General features: G+C 62.1%; 17 protein-coding genes and 3 tRNA genes. 16 read left to right on the top strand and 4 right to left on the bottom strand.

The genetic code is table 11. The features are described 5' to 3' along the window. The 3 genes from ACFOFO_RS22595 to tnpB all read left to right on the top strand — a co-directional run. The coding region (locus ACFOFO_RS22595) for a DUF1488 family protein (RefSeq protein ID WP_390332947.1) at positions 1 to 212 on the top strand (212 nt) is incomplete at its 5' end. Between the two features lie 285 nt (positions 213 to 497). Beyond that, on the top strand, positions 498 to 914 hold the full coding sequence (locus ACFOFO_RS22600) for a hypothetical protein (protein ID WP_390324408.1): 417 nt from the start codon (positions 498 to 500) through the stop codon (positions 912 to 914). After that, positions 911 to 1,270 carry an IS66 family insertion sequence element accessory protein TnpB gene (gene tnpB / locus ACFOFO_RS22605; RefSeq protein WP_390324406.1) on the top strand — a complete coding sequence of 120 codons (360 nt, stop codon included), beginning with the start codon at positions 911 to 913 and terminating at the stop codon, positions 1,268 to 1,270. The genes ACFOFO_RS22600 and tnpB overlap by 4 nt, the downstream gene beginning before the upstream one ends. Positions 1,271 to 1,286: 16 nt before the next feature. On the opposite strand, the gene ACFOFO_RS22610 is transcribed toward tnpB, so the two are convergent. Next, on the bottom strand, positions 1,287 to 1,475 hold the full coding sequence (locus ACFOFO_RS22610) for a hypothetical protein (RefSeq protein WP_390324405.1): 189 nt from the start codon (positions 1,473 to 1,475) through the stop codon (positions 1,287 to 1,289). An 846-nt stretch (positions 1,476 to 2,321) separates the two neighbouring features. Between ACFOFO_RS22610 and ACFOFO_RS22615 the strand changes: the two genes are divergently transcribed. From ACFOFO_RS22615 to ACFOFO_RS22675, 13 genes are read left to right on the top strand one after another with little or no spacing between them, the layout of a single operon-like run. Continuing rightward, positions 2,322 to 4,307 carry a conjugal transfer protein TraG gene (locus ACFOFO_RS22615; RefSeq protein ID WP_390324403.1) on the top strand — a complete coding sequence of 662 codons (1,986 nt, stop codon included), beginning with the start codon at positions 2,322 to 2,324 and terminating at the stop codon, positions 4,305 to 4,307. Then, a complete protein-coding gene (locus ACFOFO_RS22620; RefSeq protein WP_390324402.1) occupies positions 4,304 to 4,789 on the top strand; it encodes a CopG family transcriptional regulator in 486 nt (161 codons plus the stop codon). Before ACFOFO_RS22615 ends, ACFOFO_RS22620 begins: the two co-directional genes overlap by 4 nt. Further along, on the top strand, positions 4,786 to 5,802 hold the full coding sequence (gene trbB / locus ACFOFO_RS22625; protein ID WP_390324400.1) for a P-type conjugative transfer ATPase TrbB: 1,017 nt from the start codon (positions 4,786 to 4,788) through the stop codon (positions 5,800 to 5,802). Before ACFOFO_RS22620 ends, trbB begins: the two co-directional genes overlap by 4 nt. Beyond that, a complete protein-coding gene (locus ACFOFO_RS22630) occupies positions 5,799 to 6,158 on the top strand; it encodes a TrbC/VirB2 family type IV secretion system protein (protein WP_390324398.1) in 360 nt (119 codons plus the stop codon). Before trbB ends, ACFOFO_RS22630 begins: the two co-directional genes overlap by 4 nt. Further along, a complete protein-coding gene (locus ACFOFO_RS22635; RefSeq protein WP_390324396.1) occupies positions 6,155 to 6,427 on the top strand; it encodes a VirB3 family type IV secretion system protein in 273 nt (90 codons plus the stop codon). The genes ACFOFO_RS22630 and ACFOFO_RS22635 overlap by 4 nt, the downstream gene beginning before the upstream one ends. Before the next feature lie 19 nt (positions 6,428 to 6,446). Continuing rightward, positions 6,447 to 8,897, top strand: coding sequence for a conjugal transfer protein TrbE (trbE, locus tag ACFOFO_RS22640; RefSeq protein ID WP_390324395.1), 2,451 nt, complete (start codon positions 6,447 to 6,449; stop codon positions 8,895 to 8,897). Then, on the top strand, positions 8,894 to 9,622 hold the full coding sequence (trbJ, locus tag ACFOFO_RS22645) for a P-type conjugative transfer protein TrbJ (RefSeq protein WP_390324394.1): 729 nt from the start codon (positions 8,894 to 8,896) through the stop codon (positions 9,620 to 9,622). Before trbE ends, trbJ begins: the two co-directional genes overlap by 4 nt. A gap of 10 nt (positions 9,623 to 9,632) precedes the next feature. After that, positions 9,633 to 9,902 carry an EexN family lipoprotein gene (locus ACFOFO_RS22650; RefSeq protein WP_390324392.1) on the top strand — a complete coding sequence of 90 codons (270 nt, stop codon included), beginning with the start codon at positions 9,633 to 9,635 and terminating at the stop codon, positions 9,900 to 9,902. 3 nt (positions 9,903 to 9,905) lie between these two features. After that, positions 9,906 to 11,267 (top strand): P-type conjugative transfer protein TrbL, encoded by a 1,362-nt coding sequence (gene trbL / locus ACFOFO_RS22655; RefSeq protein ID WP_390324391.1) that lies wholly within the window; start codon positions 9,906 to 9,908, stop codon positions 11,265 to 11,267. Between the two features lie 25 nt (positions 11,268 to 11,292). Next, a complete protein-coding gene (trbF, locus tag ACFOFO_RS22660; protein WP_390324390.1) occupies positions 11,293 to 12,000 on the top strand; it encodes a conjugal transfer protein TrbF in 708 nt (235 codons plus the stop codon). Continuing rightward, the gene (gene trbG / locus ACFOFO_RS22665; protein WP_390324389.1) at positions 11,997 to 13,010 is read left to right on the top strand and encodes a P-type conjugative transfer protein TrbG; all 1,014 of its coding nucleotides are present in this window, start codon (positions 11,997 to 11,999) and stop codon (positions 13,008 to 13,010) included. Before trbF ends, trbG begins: the two co-directional genes overlap by 4 nt. 2 nt (positions 13,011 to 13,012) lie before the next feature. Then, positions 13,013 to 14,266: a TraB/TrbI/VirB10 family type IV secretion system protein gene (locus ACFOFO_RS22670; protein ID WP_390324388.1), complete on the top strand. Its 1,254-nt coding sequence runs from the start codon at positions 13,013 to 13,015 to the stop codon at positions 14,264 to 14,266. 2 nt (positions 14,267 to 14,268) lie between these two features. Continuing rightward, on the top strand, positions 14,269 to 14,532 hold the full coding sequence (locus ACFOFO_RS22675; protein ID WP_463401510.1) for a DUF2274 domain-containing protein: 264 nt from the start codon (positions 14,269 to 14,271) through the stop codon (positions 14,530 to 14,532). 719 nt (positions 14,533 to 15,251) lie between these two features. Here the strand turns inward: ACFOFO_RS22675 and ACFOFO_RS22680 are convergent. The 3 genes from ACFOFO_RS22680 to ACFOFO_RS22690 form a co-directional block, all read right to left on the bottom strand. Continuing rightward, a tRNA-Cys gene (locus ACFOFO_RS22680) sits at positions 15,252 to 15,325 on the bottom strand. Between the two features lie 123 nt (positions 15,326 to 15,448). Further along, positions 15,449 to 15,524: transfer RNA gene (locus ACFOFO_RS22685), tRNA-Gly, on the bottom strand. 91 nt (positions 15,525 to 15,615) lie between these two features. Next, positions 15,616 to 15,691: transfer RNA gene (locus ACFOFO_RS22690), tRNA-Gly, on the bottom strand. Positions 15,692 to 15,808: the final 117 nt, after the last annotated feature.

The raw sequence follows: 15,808 nt of genomic DNA on the forward strand, positions 1-15,808 counted from the left end.
GGGTTGCGTTCCAGGCTATTGTCGATGGTGACAGAGTATGGTGCGTTATTTCACGCGAGGCGCTTGAGGATCACTTCGACCTCACTTCCTCGTCTGGCCAGAGTTGGGTTAGTACTTTTAATCAAAACAGGGGGCGCATCGAAGAAGTGGCCACGCGCCTGTTGGAGCGCAGTAGTGGAACTGAGAGGCTTCTGAGTACGGGAGATTTCTGACTGCCATGTGTATAAGTTCAAACATGATCGCGTGTTGGAATGTGATTGTCAGGACCCATCGAGCCTAGCGTTCTTCAAAAAGGCGAAGGCATTTGCTCCCGCATATCTAGTACAAGGTGTCGTTCGGACAGAATGCGTATCTCAGATCACGAAGCTCGTCTTAAATGTCTCGGTGTCTAGGCCCACAATCCCGCGAAACGATAGTGTCCTTCCGGCAAAGCTGCATGAATTTTCTTAGCCGACTTGCTATCGTCGCTCCCATATCAATCACGAATGGAGCAGACGATGAAGGCAACGACGAAATCCGCGGAAGATGTGTGGCCTGGCGAGAGCCTCGAGCAAGTCAAAGACCGCTTTGCGCTCTGGCGTAAGGGCCGTAAGCGCGGTGAGCGCATCTCCAATGCGCTATGGGCTTCGGCGGTGGGCCTGGTGGCGCAACATGGCTTACAGCGGACCGCGCAGGAGTTGCGTGTCGATTGCAACCTGTTGAAGAAGCATATCGCCCGTAACGCCGGCTCAACGCGAACGGCCAAGGCGGCTTCCCAGTTCGTTGAACTGTTTGCGCAGCCGGCATCGAGCGCCGTGCCGGCGGCCCAATGCGTCGTCGAGATGGAGAATGCACGGGGCGGCAAGATGCGTGTCGAGCTGGGCAACATCGATGGCCTTGCCGGCCTTGCCAGCGCTTTCTGGAGCGCGCGATGATCCAAATCACGCCGCACATGCGCATCCTGGTGGCGGTCGATCCGATCGACTTTCGCGCCGGAATCGACGGCCTTGTCGCCCTGTGCCGGCAGCGCCTCGACGCCGACCCGTTCAGCGGCGGCCTGTTCGTTTTCAGCAACCGCCGTCGCAGCGCGATCAAGATTTTGATGTATGACGGGGGCGGCTACTGGATGTGCCAGAAGCGTTTGTCGAGCGGACGCTTGGCCTTCTGGCCGGACGGCGCGAGTCCGGCCCGCACGCTCGAGGCGTGCGAGTTGCAGGTGCTCCTGATGGGTGGCGATCCGGCGCAGGCAAACGTCCCGCCGCCATGGCGCCGGCTGCAGGTGGCCGCGTGACCCTGACACGCCGCCGCTAATGATGGGCCAGTGCTTCCTCGTAATTCCATGGCAGCCAGAGATGCGGCTTGTCGGCCGCGTCGGCCGCATGCTTCTGCAAGGCCTGCAAATACTCGAACGGGTTGGCCTTGCATGACTCGCATGTATAGATCAGGCTCATAAAGATGTCGCCGACCTCGGCGCCGCGCACGCTGCGATAGAACAACGAATTCTTGCGGTGGATGATGGCTTTTTTCAGAGCCCGCTCGACAATATAATGCCGACTCCCGAATTATGCCGCGCAGAGGGTTCAGGTGCGCATCTGTCCTGCCTTTTATGGTCAGTGACGCGGCATAATCCTTGTGGCCTCTTCAGGCTGTGAATCTTGACCGCCAATGAGAAATCTACGATGACAGAACCATTCGAAGACGGCGCGCTCGCACAGGCCACCGTCAGCGGCCTCGTGCCAGACGGTTACCAGCCACTGCCCCCTTGCTCACCTTCCTTGAAAGACTTTTTATTATGCCGACAAATCCAGCGACCAGAATCAGGGTTCCCTTCACAAAAGTGTCAGCATGCGACGCGACCGCGGCATAATCCGGGAGTCGGCATTATATTGTTCATGCCGCTAGCGGCATGAATCCGATTATTGTCAACAGGCGCCCCGGCTTTCCGGAGAAACAGCGTCAACCCCTTCCAGTGTTTTAGCATGTAGCGCATCGATCTGCCGGAGCGCCTGCGTCGCAGGCTGCCATTGACTCCCTATGTACGTGATGCGTTCTGGGGCGGGAATGCGTCAGCCTTTTGGAAACGTTTAGTTGCAAGCAGACTGCTCGAACCGACGAACGATCAGCGCTGAACGTAAATAATCATCGCTGTACTCCCCTCTTAGCCGACCTTCGCCGGAGCGGGTTTTCTCATACTCGCGGCGCCCCCAAACTTGTGATGTTTAAAACGGTGCCGGATCGGTGCCGCTTTGAGACTTGACGATCGGCCGATCCTGATTCGCGGGTACCGCGCTGACGGTCCATCGAATTGGATTGAATCGAGAAATCACATGAGGGGGTAGCGCATGGTGCCGACCGGTGTGCTGATTGGCCAGATCACGATGGTTTTCGCCACCGCATTACTGGGGCTATGGAGTGCCACCCAGTGGACGGCGGCGGCACTCGGATACCAGATGCGCCTCGGTGCGCCGTGGTTCGACCTGCTGGGCACACCCATCTATCACCCGTGGCGGCTGTTCGAGTGGTGGTACTTCTTCGATGCCTATGCGCCCGACATCTTCCTGCGCGGCGGCGCCATCGCAGCGTGCAGCGGCTTCGCCGGTGCGATGGTGGCCATCGCCATGTCGGTGTGGCGCGCACGGCAGTCCAAGCTGGTCACGACCTACGGTTCGGCACGCTGGGCGCTGCCCGCTGAAATCCGCAGTTCCGGGCTGACCGGCCCTGCCGGCGTTTTTCTGGGCCGCAAAGATGGCGACTACCTGCGCCACGAAGGTCCAGAGCATGTGATGGCCTTCGCGCCTACCCGCTCCGGCAAGGGTGTCGGCCTGGTTGTGCCAACGCTACTTTCGTGGCCCGGCTCGGCCGTGATCCACGACATCAAGGGCGAGAACTGGACCTTGACCGCCGGTTGGCGCGCACGCTTCTCACACTGCCTGCTGTTCAACCCGACCGATGCACGCTCCGCTGCATACAACCCGCTGCTTGAAGTTCGGCGCGGCATGCACGAGGTGCGCGACGTGCAGAACATCGCCGATATCCTGGTCGATCCCGAAGGCGCTCTGGAGCGGCGCAACCATTGGGAGAAGACTTCACACGCACTGCTGGTCGGCGCGATCCTGCATGTGCTCTACGCCAGCGAGGACAAAACGCTGCGCGGCGTCGCCAATTTTCTGTCCGATCCGGCCTGCCCGTTCGAGGTCACGCTGCACCGGATGATGACGACGCGACACCTAGGCGAAACAACACACCCGGTGGTCGCATCGGCAGCGCGCGAGGTAATGAACAAAAGCGACAACGAGCGATCCGGTGTTCTATCCACCGCGATGAGTTTCTTGGGTCTGTACCGCGATCCCACCGTGGCCGAAGTCACGTCACGCTGCGACTGGCGCATCGCCGACTTGATTGATGCCGGCCACCCGGTGTCGCTGTACCTGGTGGTGCCGCCCTCGGACATCAGCCGTACCAAGCCCTTGATCCGGCTGATCCTCAACCAGATCGGGCGACGCCTGACCGAGTCACTCGATGGTTCAGACGGCATTGTCCGACGCCACAAGTTGCTGCTGATGCTCGACGAGTTCCCGGCACTGGGTCGGCTCGACTTCTTCGAGTCCGCCCTGGCCTTCATGGCCGGCTACGGACTGCGCGCATTTCTCATTGCTCAGTCGCTCAACCAGATCGACAAGGCCTATGGCCAAAACCATTCGATCCTCGATAACTGCCACGTGCGCATCGCGTTCGCCACCAACGACGAACGCACGGCCAAACGTATTTCCGAAGCATTGGGCACCGCAACCGAATTGCGCGCGCAGCGCAACTACGCAGGCCACCGGCTGGCCCCGTGGCTCGGCCACTTGATGGTATCGCGGCAAGAGACGGCACGACCGCTGCTCACGCCCGGCGAGGTCATGCAACTGCCGCCCGACGACGAGGTGGTGATGGTATCCGGCCATCCACCGATCAAGGCGCAAAAAATTCGCTATTACCTGGATGCGAATTTCAAGACGCGCATGCTGCCGCCCCCGCCGTTGCAACTCGGGCACTACGCCGATGCACCGCCATTGCGGCCGGACGATTGGACCGGACTGGCGATACCCGCCGCACCGATTCTCGGCTTGGTCCTGCCCGCGCACGGCGAGTCCATCGACGACGGTGGCCACCAGCAGCAGCCGGAACTGTCCGAAGTCGTATTCACGCCGGAACCAGAACACGCAGTGGACGACCTGGGCCTGTTCGATGACGACGACTTGTCGCTGCCCACCCAACTCGATCCACGCCTGCTACGCACGGCGCGGCTAGCCGCACTTGACCCTGATGACGGGATATCCCTATGAGCCGCACACGTCTGAACCTTTTCATCGAACACGAGCACGCCAAGCGGCTCGACGAGCTGGCGGCCATGAAGGGTTTGTCCAAATCCTCGATCGTCGCCGCCGCGCTGGCCTCGTTCCTGTCGCCCGACTCCGGCGACCAGCGCGAAGCCGCCATCGCCAAGCGGCTGGACCGCTTGTCTCGCCAGCTCGACAAGCTGGAGCGGGATCAGAACATCCTGATCGAGACGCTGGCGCTCTACGTGCGCTACTTCCTGACCGTCAGCACCCCGGTACCGGAAGCGCATCAGGAAGCGGCGCGCGCTCAGGGTCGCGCACGCTTCGAGCAGTTTATCGAACAACTCGGTCGGCATCTGCTGCGCGGGCGCAGTCTGGTCAAGGACGTGGTAGAGGAAATCCAGCCCGACCCCAGCCAGTTCTTCGGACAGCAAGAAAACGTTCGCGCCGCAGCACCTGCCGACGAATCCGGGGGAGCACCGTCATGACCAACCCGCCGCGCGATCAGGGCTTGTCGGCCTCGCTGGCATTGGAACGTCGCGTGCGCATGCTGCGCACGGCGATGGGGCCGGACATCGCCAAGGCCTTGAACGACCCGGACGTGGTGGAAGTCATGCTCAACCCCGACGGTTCGCTGTGGATCGATCGACTGAGCAGTGGGCGCGAACCGCTGGGTGTCAGCCTCACGCCCGCCGACGGCGAACGCATCATCCGGCTGGTCGCCGCCCATGTGCGTGCCGAAGTGCATGCGGGCAAGCCGCTGTTATCCGCCGAACTGCCAGAAACGGGCGAGCGTTTCGAGGGCGCGCTACCGCCCGTGACGCCGGGGCCGGTGTTCGCGCTGCGCAAGCGCGCGGTCAGCCTGATCCGGCTCGACACCTACGTGGCCGACGGCATCCTGACCGAGGCGCAAGCGGCCTTCCTGCAGACAGCCGTGCGCGAACGCCAGAACATCCTGATCGCGGGAGGCACCAGCACGGGCAAGACCACGCTGGCCAATGCCCTGCTCGACGAAATCGCCGCCACCGGCGACCGCGTGATCGTGCTCGAAGACACGGTGGAACTGCAATGCACGGCACTCGACCACGTCCCGCTGCGCACCCGTGCCGGTGTCGTGACCATGGCCGAGCTGGTGCGTTCGACCCTGCGGCTGCGGCCGGACCGCATTGTCGTGGGCGAGGTACGCGGTGCCGAAGCGCTCGACCTGCTCAAAGCTTGGGGCACCGGCCATCCGGGCGGCATCGCGACCGTCCATGCCGGTTCCGCAGCGGGCGCGTTGCTGCGGCTGGAACAACTGATCCTCGAAGTCGCCGTGACCGCACCACGCGCCCTGATCGCCGAGGCCGTGAACGTCATCGTCTACATCGCCGGTCGCGGCCATGCGCGCCGCGTGCAGGAAATCGCCCGCGTCACCGGCTTCGACAGCCACGGCTACCGGCTCAGCACGGAGCTGATGCCTTCCTTCCCTTCCCTTTCATCAACACCCGGAGAACCGTCATGACACCTTTGCACACTTCCGTAAATCCGCTTCTGCACAACGCCCGGCTTCAGGTCGGTATGCAGATCATCGTCATGGCGGCGCTGTTGCTGTGCGTGGCACAGCCTGCGCACGCAGCGGGCTCGAACATGCCGTGGGAGGCACCGCTGCAATCGGTGCTGGACTCGATCCAGGGACCGGTGGCCCGCATCATCGCGGTGATCATCATCATTACCACCGGCCTGACGCTGGCGTTCGGCGACACCAGCGGCGGCTTCCGCAAGCTGGTGCAGATCGTCTTCGGCCTGTCGATCGCGTTCGCCGCGTCCTCGTTCTTCCTGACCTTCTTCAGCTTCGCCGGCGGAGCGGTGATCGCATGAACGCGCTCCCTGCTGACGCATCTGGCTTTGAAGTGCCGCTGCACCGTTCGTTGACCGAACCCATTTTGCTGGGTGGCGCGCCGCGCACGGTGGCGATTGCCAACGGCACGCTGGCCGCTGCGGTCGGTCTCGGGTTGCAACTCTGGCTCCCCGGTCTTGCGCTGTGGATCGTCGGGCACTCGTTGGCGGTCTGGGGCGCGCGCTTGGATGCGCAGTTCATGGCGGTTTTCGCTCGACACATCAAGCACCGCATGTTGTTGGACGTATGAGGCCCACGGAGAACACGCCATGATGCATCTTGCCGAATACCGCACACGCCCCGCGCTCCTGGCAGACTGGTTGCCCTGGGCTGGGCTGGTCGCGCCGGGTGTCGTACTCAACAAGGACGGCTCGTTCCAGCGCACGGCGCGGTTTCGCGGGCCGGATCTGGACAGCGCGACACAAGGTGAACTGATCGCCACGGCGGCGCGATTGAACAACGCGTTGCGCCGGTTCGGTTCCGGCTGGGCGCTGTTCGTGGAGGCCGAACGGCGCGAAGCGGCGGACTACCCGGAGTCGGTATTTCCCGAGCCGCTGTCGTGGCTGGTCGATGAAGAGCGCCGCGCCGTTTTTGAGGAAGCCGATAGCCACTTCGAGAGCACGTACCACCTGACGCTGCTCTACCTGCCGCCAGAGGAATCAACGGCCCGCGCCGCCAAGCTGCTGTACGAGAACACCAAGGTCGAAGGCGTGGACTGGCGCGAACGGCTGGAGGGCTTCGTGTCCGAGACCGAACGCTTCTTCGGTTTGCTCGAAGGCGTGATGCCGGAGATCGCCTGGCTCGACGATGGTCAGACCTTGACCTACCTGCATGCCTGCGTGTCCACGCGCCGCCATTCGGTGGCAGTGCCTGAAGTGCCGATGCACCTTGATGCGCTGCTGGCCGACGAACCGCTGACGGGCGGGCTTGCACCGATGCTCGGGAGCCAACATCTGCGCGTGGCATCGGTGCGGGGTTTCCCGACCTCGACCTGGCCCGGCTTGCTCGACGACCTCAACCGCCTGGGCTTTGCCTACCGCTGGAGCACCCGCTTCCTGTGCCTGGATAAAGCCGAGGCGGAGAAGGAACTGACGCGGCTGCGCCGCCAGTGGTTCTCCAAGCGCAAGAACATCGTCGCGCTGCTGCGTGAAACCATCTTTCAGCAGGAAAGCCCGCTGGTGGATTCCGATGCCTCGAACAAGGCAGCGGATGCCGATGCAGCATTGCAAGAACTTGGCAGTGACCAGGTGTCATTCGGATACGTCACCGCAACCGTGACGGTACTCGATACCGATGCAACGGCCGCCGACGAGAAATTACGCGCAGTGGAGCGGACTATCCAGGGCCGCGGCTTCGTGACGATCCCCGAAACCTTGAACGCGGTCGATGCCTGGCTATCGTCGATTCCGGGGCATGCCTACGCCAACGTGCGCCAGCCCATTGTCTCAACCTTGAATCTGGCCCACATGCTGCCGGTGTCGGCAGTATGGGCCGGGCAAGAGCGCAATGCGCATCTTGACGGCCCGCCGCTGATCGTGACCCGCACCGATGGCGCGACACCATTCCGACTGGTCACGCACATCGGCGACGTGGGCAACACGCTGGTGGTCGGCCCCATCGGCATGGGCAAGTCGGTACTGCTGGCCACTTTGGCCATGCAGTTCCGCCGCTATGCCGGGTCGCGCATCTTCGCGTTCGACATGGGGCGTTCGATTCGCGCCACCGTGCTCGGGCTCGGTGGCGAGCACTACGACTTGGGCGCAGATGGCGCTATCGCCTTCCAGCCGCTGGCCCGCATCGACCAGGACAGCTACCGCGCCTGGGCCGCCGAGTGGGTCGAAGGACGCTTGATTCATGAAGGCGTGGCCGTTGGACCAGAAGTGAAGGACGCTGTGTGGTCGGCGTTGAACAGTCTCGCCAGCGCGCCGCTTGATCAGCGCACCATGACCGGCTTGTCTGCGCTGCTGCAATCGAATGCTCTGCGGCAAGCCCTGCAACCCTATGTGCTGGGCGGTGCACACGGCAAGCTGCTTGATGCCGACCATGACCGGCTCGCTGATTCCAAAGTGCAGGCCGACGTGCAGTGCTTCGAGATGGAAGAGCTGATGCACAGCAAGGCGGCTGCGCTGGCCGTGCTGCGCTACCTGTTCGCCCGCTTCGAGGAACGCCTTGATGGTGCCCCAACACTGTTGATCATGGATGAGGCATGGCTGTTCCTCGATGACCCGGTGTTCGCCGCGCGCATTCGCCAGTGGCTCAAGACGCTGCGAAAAAAGAACGTGTCGGTGATCTTCGCCACGCAATCGCTGGCGGACATCAAGGATTCCAGTATTGCGCCAGCCATCATCGAGAGCTGCGTGAACCGTATTTTCTTGCCCAATCCGCAGGCGACCGAGCCGCAGATTCGCTCAATCTACGAAGGCTTTGGCCTCAATTCGCGGCAGATCGATATCGTGGCGACCGCCCAGCCCAAGCGCGATTACTACTACCAGTCGCGGCTCGGCAACCGGGTCTTCGATCTGGGACTTGGTCCAGTGGCGCTGGCGTTTGCCGGTGCAGCCAAGCCCGAAGACCAACGCGCCATCGACACCGTTTCCGCGTCGGTGCCGCCTGCGAACTTCGCAGCCGCCTGGCTGCGCCATCGCGGCCTCGACTGGGCCGCAGACCTGATCCCCTCTTATCCGTCGTTCCCCTTCACACCCCTGGAGAAGCAGCCATGAAGAAAACCTTGTTTGCCATCGCCGCCGCCGTTCTGGTGGGCACCATGCCCGCTGCGCAGGCGCAGTGGGTCGTGATCGATCCGACCAACCTCGTGCAGAACATCATGACTGCCGCCCGAGCGTTGGAGCAGATCAACAACCAGATCAAGCAGCTTCAGAACGAGGCGCAGATGCTGATGAACGACGCCAAGAATCTGACCAGTCTGGACTTCAGCGCACTTAATCAGCTACGTGCAGCGCTGTCTGCGACGAACCAGCTCATTCAACAAGCGCAAGGGCTGGCCTTCAATGTGTCGCAAATGGAAGCCGAGTTCACGCGACTCTATCCTGATACCTACTCGGCCTCCACCTCGGGTAGCCAGATGGCAACCGACGCCCGCACGCGCTGGCGCAACTCGTTGGAGGCACTGCGCACCGCGACCAAGGTGCAGTCACAGGCAATACAGAACTTTGCATCCGACGAACAGACCTTGACTGACCTCGTGAACCGCAGCCAGTCGGCCGTTGGCGCGCTTCAGGCCACGCAGGCGACGAACCAATTGCTGGCGTTGCAATCCCGCCAAGCCATCCAGGCGCAGCAGCTCCAGATCACGCAGGACCGGGCCGCCGCGCTGGAACAAGCACGGCAGGTCGCAGTCCAAGAGCGTGCGCGTGAAGTGCGCCGGCGCTTCCAGGGCGACGGCACGCCCTACACGCCGACCACGATCAACTACTACAACCCCTGAGGACTCGACCATGAAAACCCTTCTCACCGTTACCGCCTGCACCCTGCTGCTGGCCGCGTGCAGCAAGCCGGCACCCACCGAGTCCGTCGAATCGCTGATGGCCAATCCCGAACGACTGAAGGATGTCCGCGCCCAGTGCAAGGCCGACCACGCCAAGGTCGGCGATGCGCTATGCACTATGGCCGCCGAGGCCACGCGGCGGCGCTTCATGGGCAGCGGCACGCCGTACACACCTGCGCCTGTGCCAGCGGCTACGCCACGTTCCGCGCCGAAGGACTGAGCCATGAACGACTTGTCGGTCATCGACTACTTCCTCGATGTCTTCTCGCGCTACATCGACTCGGGTTTCGGGTTGCTGCATGGCGAGGTGACGTTCCTCACCGCCACGCTGGTGGTGATCGACATGACGCTGGCCGGACTGTTCTGGGCCATGGGCGGCGAAGAGGTCATCGGCAAGCTGATCAAGAAGACGCTGTACGTCGGCGCCTTCGCTTTCATCATCGGCAATTTCAACAATCTGGCGGGCATTCTGTTCCGCTCCTTTGCCGGGCTCGGGCTGGTGGCGTCGGGTTCCACACTGACGCAAGCGCAGTTTCTGCGGCCGGGCCTACTGGCCAAGGTCGGCGTCGATGCGGCACGGCCCATCATGGCGCAGATCAGCGACATGACCGGCTTCCCGGAAGTGTTCGCGCACCTCGATGTCATCTCGGTGCTGTTCCTCGCCTGGCTGGTGGTGATCATCAGCTTCTTCGTGTTGGCGGTGCAGCTCTTCGTCACACTGATCGAATTCAAACTGACCACACTCGCGGGCTTCGTGCTGGTGCCGTTTGCGCTGTGGAACAAGACGGCATTTCTGGCCGAGCGCGTATTGGGCAACGTGGTGTCGTCGGGCATCAAGGTGCTGGTGCTGGCCGTGATCGTGGGCATCGGTACAGGACTGTTTGCGCAGTTTCAGGTGCCGCCCGGCACCGAGCCATCCATCGACCTGGCGCTGACCATCATGCTGGCCTCGCTGGCGATGCTGGGACTGGGAATCTTCGGGCCTGGCATCGCGACCGGGCTGGTGTCGGGCGCACCACAGCTCGGCGCTGGCGCTGCGGCCGGAACGGCGCTGGGTGTCGCTGGTTTGGCGGTAGCCGGTGGTGCCGCTATCGCATCAGGTGGCGCAGCGGTAGCGGCGGGTGCGCGCATGGCGCCGGGTGCCGCGCGCGCGGCCATCGGTAGCGCCGCATCGGCCGGGCGTGCAACCAGCTCTATGGCAAGCGGTGCGAAATCCGCTTACCAGGCCGGTGCTGCGGCATCAGGAGGCAGCGGTGTTCGTGCTGCTGGTGCGGGCCTCGCCAATTTGGCCAAGAGCGGTGCCGGTGCTGTCGGCCAGCGTGTCGCAGCCGGTGCAAAAGCGGTCAAGGACCGTGTAGCGAATTTCGTCGCGGAGGCTGCTGCGCCTGCGGCGGCATCCGGCGCTACCGAATCGGCCGAATCGGCCGAAGCCAAGCCCCCTGCGGGCGAGCCCGCTTGGGCCAAACAAATGCGGCGCAAACAGCAGGCAAGCAGTGCGGTCTCGACGGCGGCACACACGTTGCGCTCAGGCGACCACGGTGGCAGCGGCGCCAGCCCGAGCCTGCGAGATGGCTCCAGCACCTGACTCGAACCCTTGAGGAGATAAATTCATGCTATTCAAACGACCCCAGGTGCGCTACTCGGAAACGCCCGAGCCTGTCACCCCCTACCAAGCCGCTGCGCAGGTCTGGGATCAGCGTATCGGCAGTGCCCGCGTGCAGGCGAAGAACTGGCGACTGATGGCCTTCGGCTGTCTGTCGCTGGCATTGCTGATGGCCGGCGGTCTGGTGTGGCGCTCAGCGCAATCCATCGTCACGCCTTATGTGGTGGAGGTGGCCGCCGGCGGTCAGGTGCGCGCGGTCGGTGAAGCGGCCACGCCGTACAAGCCGAACGACGCGCAGATCGCCTACCACCTGGCGCGCTTCATCACCGACGTGCGCTCGCTGTCGATCGATCCGATCGTCGTGCGCCAAAACTGGCTCGAAGCCTACGACTACACGACGGACAAGGGTGCGGCCACGCTAAACGACTACGCACGCACCAACGATCCATTTGCGCGCATCGGCCAAGCCTCGACGGCGGTGGAGATCACCAGTGTGGTTCGCGCCAGCGAATCCTCGTTTCAGGTGCGCTGGATCGAGCGCAACTACGCGAACGGTTCTCCCTCTGGCACTGAGCGCTGGACCGCCATGCTGTCCGTGGTGTTGCAGCCGCCGCGCACCGAAGAGCGACTGCGCAAAAACCCGCTGGGAATCTATGTCAACGGCCTGTCCTGGAGCCGTGAACTCGACGCGAACGAAGGAGTGAAGAAACCATGAAAACCCAAATCCGCATTGTCGCTTTGCCGTTAATCCTGAGTGTCACCGTAGCAACCGTCACCGGCTGCGCCACGCATGGACAGCCGCCACCTGACATCACGCTGGATGAATCTGTCGCGGCGCACGCGTTGCCAGAGCCACCCAAACCCATCGAGGTAGTCGAAGTGCCGAAACCGCTGCCGCTGCCCGAGCAGTTGAAGTCCTTGCGCAACGCACCCGAGGACAAACCGGCAACTGAATCACCCGATGAGAAAACTCGCGTGGCGCACGCCAATGCAGAAGCGCGCGTGGCACCGAGCCGCGAGGGCTACATCAATGCCATCCAGGTCTGGCCTTATGCGGACGGCGCGCTGTATCAGGTCTACACCAGTCCGGGTCGCGTCACCGTCATCGCCTTGCAGCAGGGCGAAGAGCTGGTGACGGTCTCGGCCGGTGACACCGTGCGCTGGATCGTCGGCGACACGGCCAGCGGTGCGGGCGCCAGCCTGCGTGTGAACATCCTCGTGAAACCAACGCGCATCGGGTTGAAGACGAACCTGGTCATCACCACCAATCGCCGCACCTACCTGCTTGAACTGTCTTCGACGCCGCAGGCGTGGATGGCCTCTGCATCATGGGACTATCCGAAAGACCGCCTGCTGGCCTTGCAAAAGCAAGCGCAACAGGCTCAAGCCTCTGCACCGGTGGACTCGAGTTTATCGCTGGAGCAGATCAAGTTCCGCTACGCGATTTCCGGCGACAGCCCACCGTGGAAGCCGCTGCGCGCCTTCGACGACGGCGAGCGGGTCTACATCCAGTTCCCCGCCGGCATCGCGCAGGGCGAGTTGCCGCCGCTGTTCGTGATCGGAGCGCAGGGAGATGGCCAGCTCGTGAACTACCGCTTCCGCTCGCCGTACTACGTGGTGGATCGGTTGTTCGGTGCGGCCGAGTTGCGGCTGGGCGCTGACAAGGCCGCTGTGGTTCGCATCGAGCGCACCGATGGCGTGGGCAGCACGGCACGGAGGCATTGAGCATGAGCACGCCCGCCACGCCACCACCAACTGGGCCGAATAAGGCCGACCCGGACACCATGGCTCTGCGCGCTTCGCCGCGCCCGGTCACGCGACTGAATCGGCGCATGCTGGCCGTGCTTGCGGGAACGCTGGGTGCGGTCGTGTTGGGCGGCACACTGTGGTCACTGCAATCGCACAAGCGCGAGCGCAATGCGGTCACCGAGTTGTACAATGTGGACCGTGTCTCGCATGCCGAGAACCTCGACCAGTTGCCCAAGGACTATTCCAAGGTGCCGGTAGCTGCCAAGCCGGTGCCCGTTTTGGGCGAGCCATTGCCGGGCGACCTGGGTCCGGCCATAGTTGCGCAGCGTAATGCGGGAGCGCCCGCGCAGACTAGGCGCATTGCGCAACCGGGTGATGCCGAAGAGGCGGCACGTTCGGGGGTTTTCTTTCGCAGCGGTGCGGTGAAAGCAGCGCCGTCACCCACTGCGAGTTCGGCCATGCCCGATCCAGTATCGGGCAACCAGCCGTTCAATCCGATGGCCCCTGTGGCCGCATCGGCGCAGCCGACCGACCCGACGACGGTGCAAAACCGGCAGGATCAGAAGCAGGCGTTTGTCGCCACTGGCGGCGACACCGCGACCCGCAATCCGGCCAGCTTGCAACTGCCAGCCTCTCCCTACCAGGTGATGGCGGGCACCATCATTCCGGCAGCGCTGGTGACGGGCATCAATTCCGACCTGCCGGGACAGGTCATCGCCAACGTCACCGAGGCGGTCTACGACACGGCCACGGGTCGCTTCCTGCTGATTCCGCAGGGCTCGCGCCTGATCGGCCGCTACGACAGCCAGGTGTCATTCGGTCAGCGGCGCGTATTACTTGTGTGGACGCGATTGATCCTGCCCGATACCTCGTCCATTTCGCTCGACCGCCTGCCCGGCATCGACCCGGCGGGTTATGCCGGACTGGAAGATGGCGTCGATTGGCATTGGGATCGCATCCTTGCTGGCGCTGCATTGTCCACGCTGCTCGGCGTGGGTGCTGAGCTGGCAGCACCAAACAACAGCGGCAGCAACGGAGGCATCACCGTCGCTGTTCGACAGAGCGCCCAGGACACCGTTAACCAGACCGGTCAGGAGATCACCAAACGCAATGTGAGCATCCAGCCGACGCTGACCATCCGGCCCGGCTTCCCGATGCGGGTCATGGTGAACAAGGATCTGATCCTGCGGCCGTATCAGCCGCTGTTCTTCCAGAGGGGATCGTCGCAATGAGCATATCCACCAATAAGCTGCGGCTGGGGCCGCTGCCGACCAAGACTGAGACAGTCAAAATCACCATTGCGCTCACCACCGCGTTGAAGACCGATTTGGAACGCTACGCCGCGTTGCATGCTCAGACCTACGGCGAGCCGATTGATGCCACGACGTTGATTCCGCACATGCTCGACGCGTTCATGGCGCGAGATCGAGGGTTTAAGCGAGCAGCACTACCGCGTACCGCCGCTACGCAGAGAAATGAAAAAGCCGCCCCTGGTTGAACAAGGACGGCTCTCCAAATTGGTGCCCGAGGCCGGAATCGAACCGGCACGACCCTTTCGAGTCGAGGGATTTTCTTACCACTTCGGCTTTCGCCGCCAGCGCGAACGCTGTTCGTGGTCTGGAGCACGCCTTCACCATAGCCTTGCGGCCGTAGGTGCCCGCCGTCTGCTCTCTACACCTTCCCTCGAATCTTTCGATCCGGGGCTTGGCTCGGTGTTGGCTCGGATGCTTGCAGCATCCAGGGCTTTCGCCGAATTTGACGGGCTTCACCTCCGGGGTTTCCCCTGGAGGGCTCAAATTGCTTTAAGTCCCTTGTGTCTACCGATTTCACCACTCGGGCTAGCTTGGCTCGTTGCCGAACCGATGTTTCGCCTAGCTACGCTAGGCTTGTTTCAACTGTACCCCTCTACTGGCTCCTACATGACACCTAGCAGCCAGAGGGCTGTTGGTGCCATTTGCACGAAAGCCCGGGAAACCCGCGCCATTTCAAGCTCTGTACCCACATCCCCGATGAGAAAAAGACTTGACAAAGGAGATTTTAAGTCCGATGTGTCTACCAGTTTCACCACTCGGGCAATGTGCAATTTTAAAACATGAGCCACGCAGCTTCAGACGAAAAGCTTGATGCTGATGACCCGATACAAACCACGCAATACAGACAACTGATACGAACAACTGATACAAATGAAAAAAGCGCCGCGGCGCTTTTTTCAAATACTGGAGGCGGGGGTCGGGATCGAACCGGCGTACACGGCTTTGCAGGCCGCTGCATAACCACTTTGCTACCCCGCCAAAGGTGCGTATTGTAACCGCGAAAACAAAACTGCGCAGCTACTAAAGACGAATGACCAGCAATTTCTGGCCATCTGTCCGGCATTAAAAAAAGGAAGCCGAATGGCTTCCTTTTTTTGAATCTGGAGCGGGAGAAGAGTCTCGAACTCTCGACCTCAACCTTGGCAAGGTTGCGCTCTACCAACTGAGCTACTCCCGCAGATACTGGACGACATCAAAAACATTTTTGCTGAAATCGGCCATCAATTTCAACAATAAAAAAGGAAGCTTTGTTCAGCCCCTTTAAAATCTGGAGCGGGAGAAGAGTCTCGAACTCTCGACCTCAACCTTGGCAAGGTTGCGCTCTACCAACTGAGCTACTCCCGCGTCAACAACAGGTGCACATTATAGATGTTTGACGGCAATTGTCAAGCATCTAGATACTATGTGTTAGCCCCAAGTAGTAATGTCCCCTTTGTGCAAAGTAGTAATGTCCCCTTTTCA

The organism is Pseudundibacterium arcticum, from assembly GCF_042646465.1.
Classification (GTDB): domain Bacteria; phylum Pseudomonadota; class Gammaproteobacteria; order Burkholderiales; family Burkholderiaceae_D; genus Undibacterium_A; species Undibacterium_A arcticum.

Bases quoted from the DNA above. Each gene is read 5' to 3' on its own strand.
- ACFOFO_RS22600 (WP_390324408.1), top strand. From the start codon at position 498: ATGAAGGCAACGACGAAATCCGCGGAAGATGTGTGGCCTGGCGAGAGC.
- tnpB (WP_390324406.1), top strand. From the start codon at position 911: ATGATCCAAATCACGCCGCACATGCGCATCCTGGTGGCGGTCGATCCG.
- ACFOFO_RS22615 (WP_390324403.1), top strand. From the start codon at position 2,322: ATGGTGCCGACCGGTGTGCTGATTGGCCAGATCACGATGGTTTTCGCC.
- ACFOFO_RS22620 (WP_390324402.1), top strand. From the start codon at position 4,304: ATGAGCCGCACACGTCTGAACCTTTTCATCGAACACGAGCACGCCAAG.
- trbB (WP_390324400.1), top strand. From the start codon at position 4,786: ATGACCAACCCGCCGCGCGATCAGGGCTTGTCGGCCTCGCTGGCATTG.
- ACFOFO_RS22630 (WP_390324398.1), top strand. From the start codon at position 5,799: ATGACACCTTTGCACACTTCCGTAAATCCGCTTCTGCACAACGCCCGG.
- ACFOFO_RS22635 (WP_390324396.1), top strand. From the start codon at position 6,155: ATGAACGCGCTCCCTGCTGACGCATCTGGCTTTGAAGTGCCGCTGCAC.
- trbE (WP_390324395.1), top strand. From the start codon at position 6,447: ATGATGCATCTTGCCGAATACCGCACACGCCCCGCGCTCCTGGCAGAC.
- trbJ (WP_390324394.1), top strand. From the start codon at position 8,894: ATGAAGAAAACCTTGTTTGCCATCGCCGCCGCCGTTCTGGTGGGCACC.
- ACFOFO_RS22650 (WP_390324392.1), top strand. From the start codon at position 9,633: ATGAAAACCCTTCTCACCGTTACCGCCTGCACCCTGCTGCTGGCCGCG.
- trbL (WP_390324391.1), top strand. From the start codon at position 9,906: ATGAACGACTTGTCGGTCATCGACTACTTCCTCGATGTCTTCTCGCGC.
- trbF (WP_390324390.1), top strand. From the start codon at position 11,293: ATGCTATTCAAACGACCCCAGGTGCGCTACTCGGAAACGCCCGAGCCT.
- trbG (WP_390324389.1), top strand. From the start codon at position 11,997: ATGAAAACCCAAATCCGCATTGTCGCTTTGCCGTTAATCCTGAGTGTC.
- ACFOFO_RS22670 (WP_390324388.1), top strand. From the start codon at position 13,013: ATGAGCACGCCCGCCACGCCACCACCAACTGGGCCGAATAAGGCCGAC.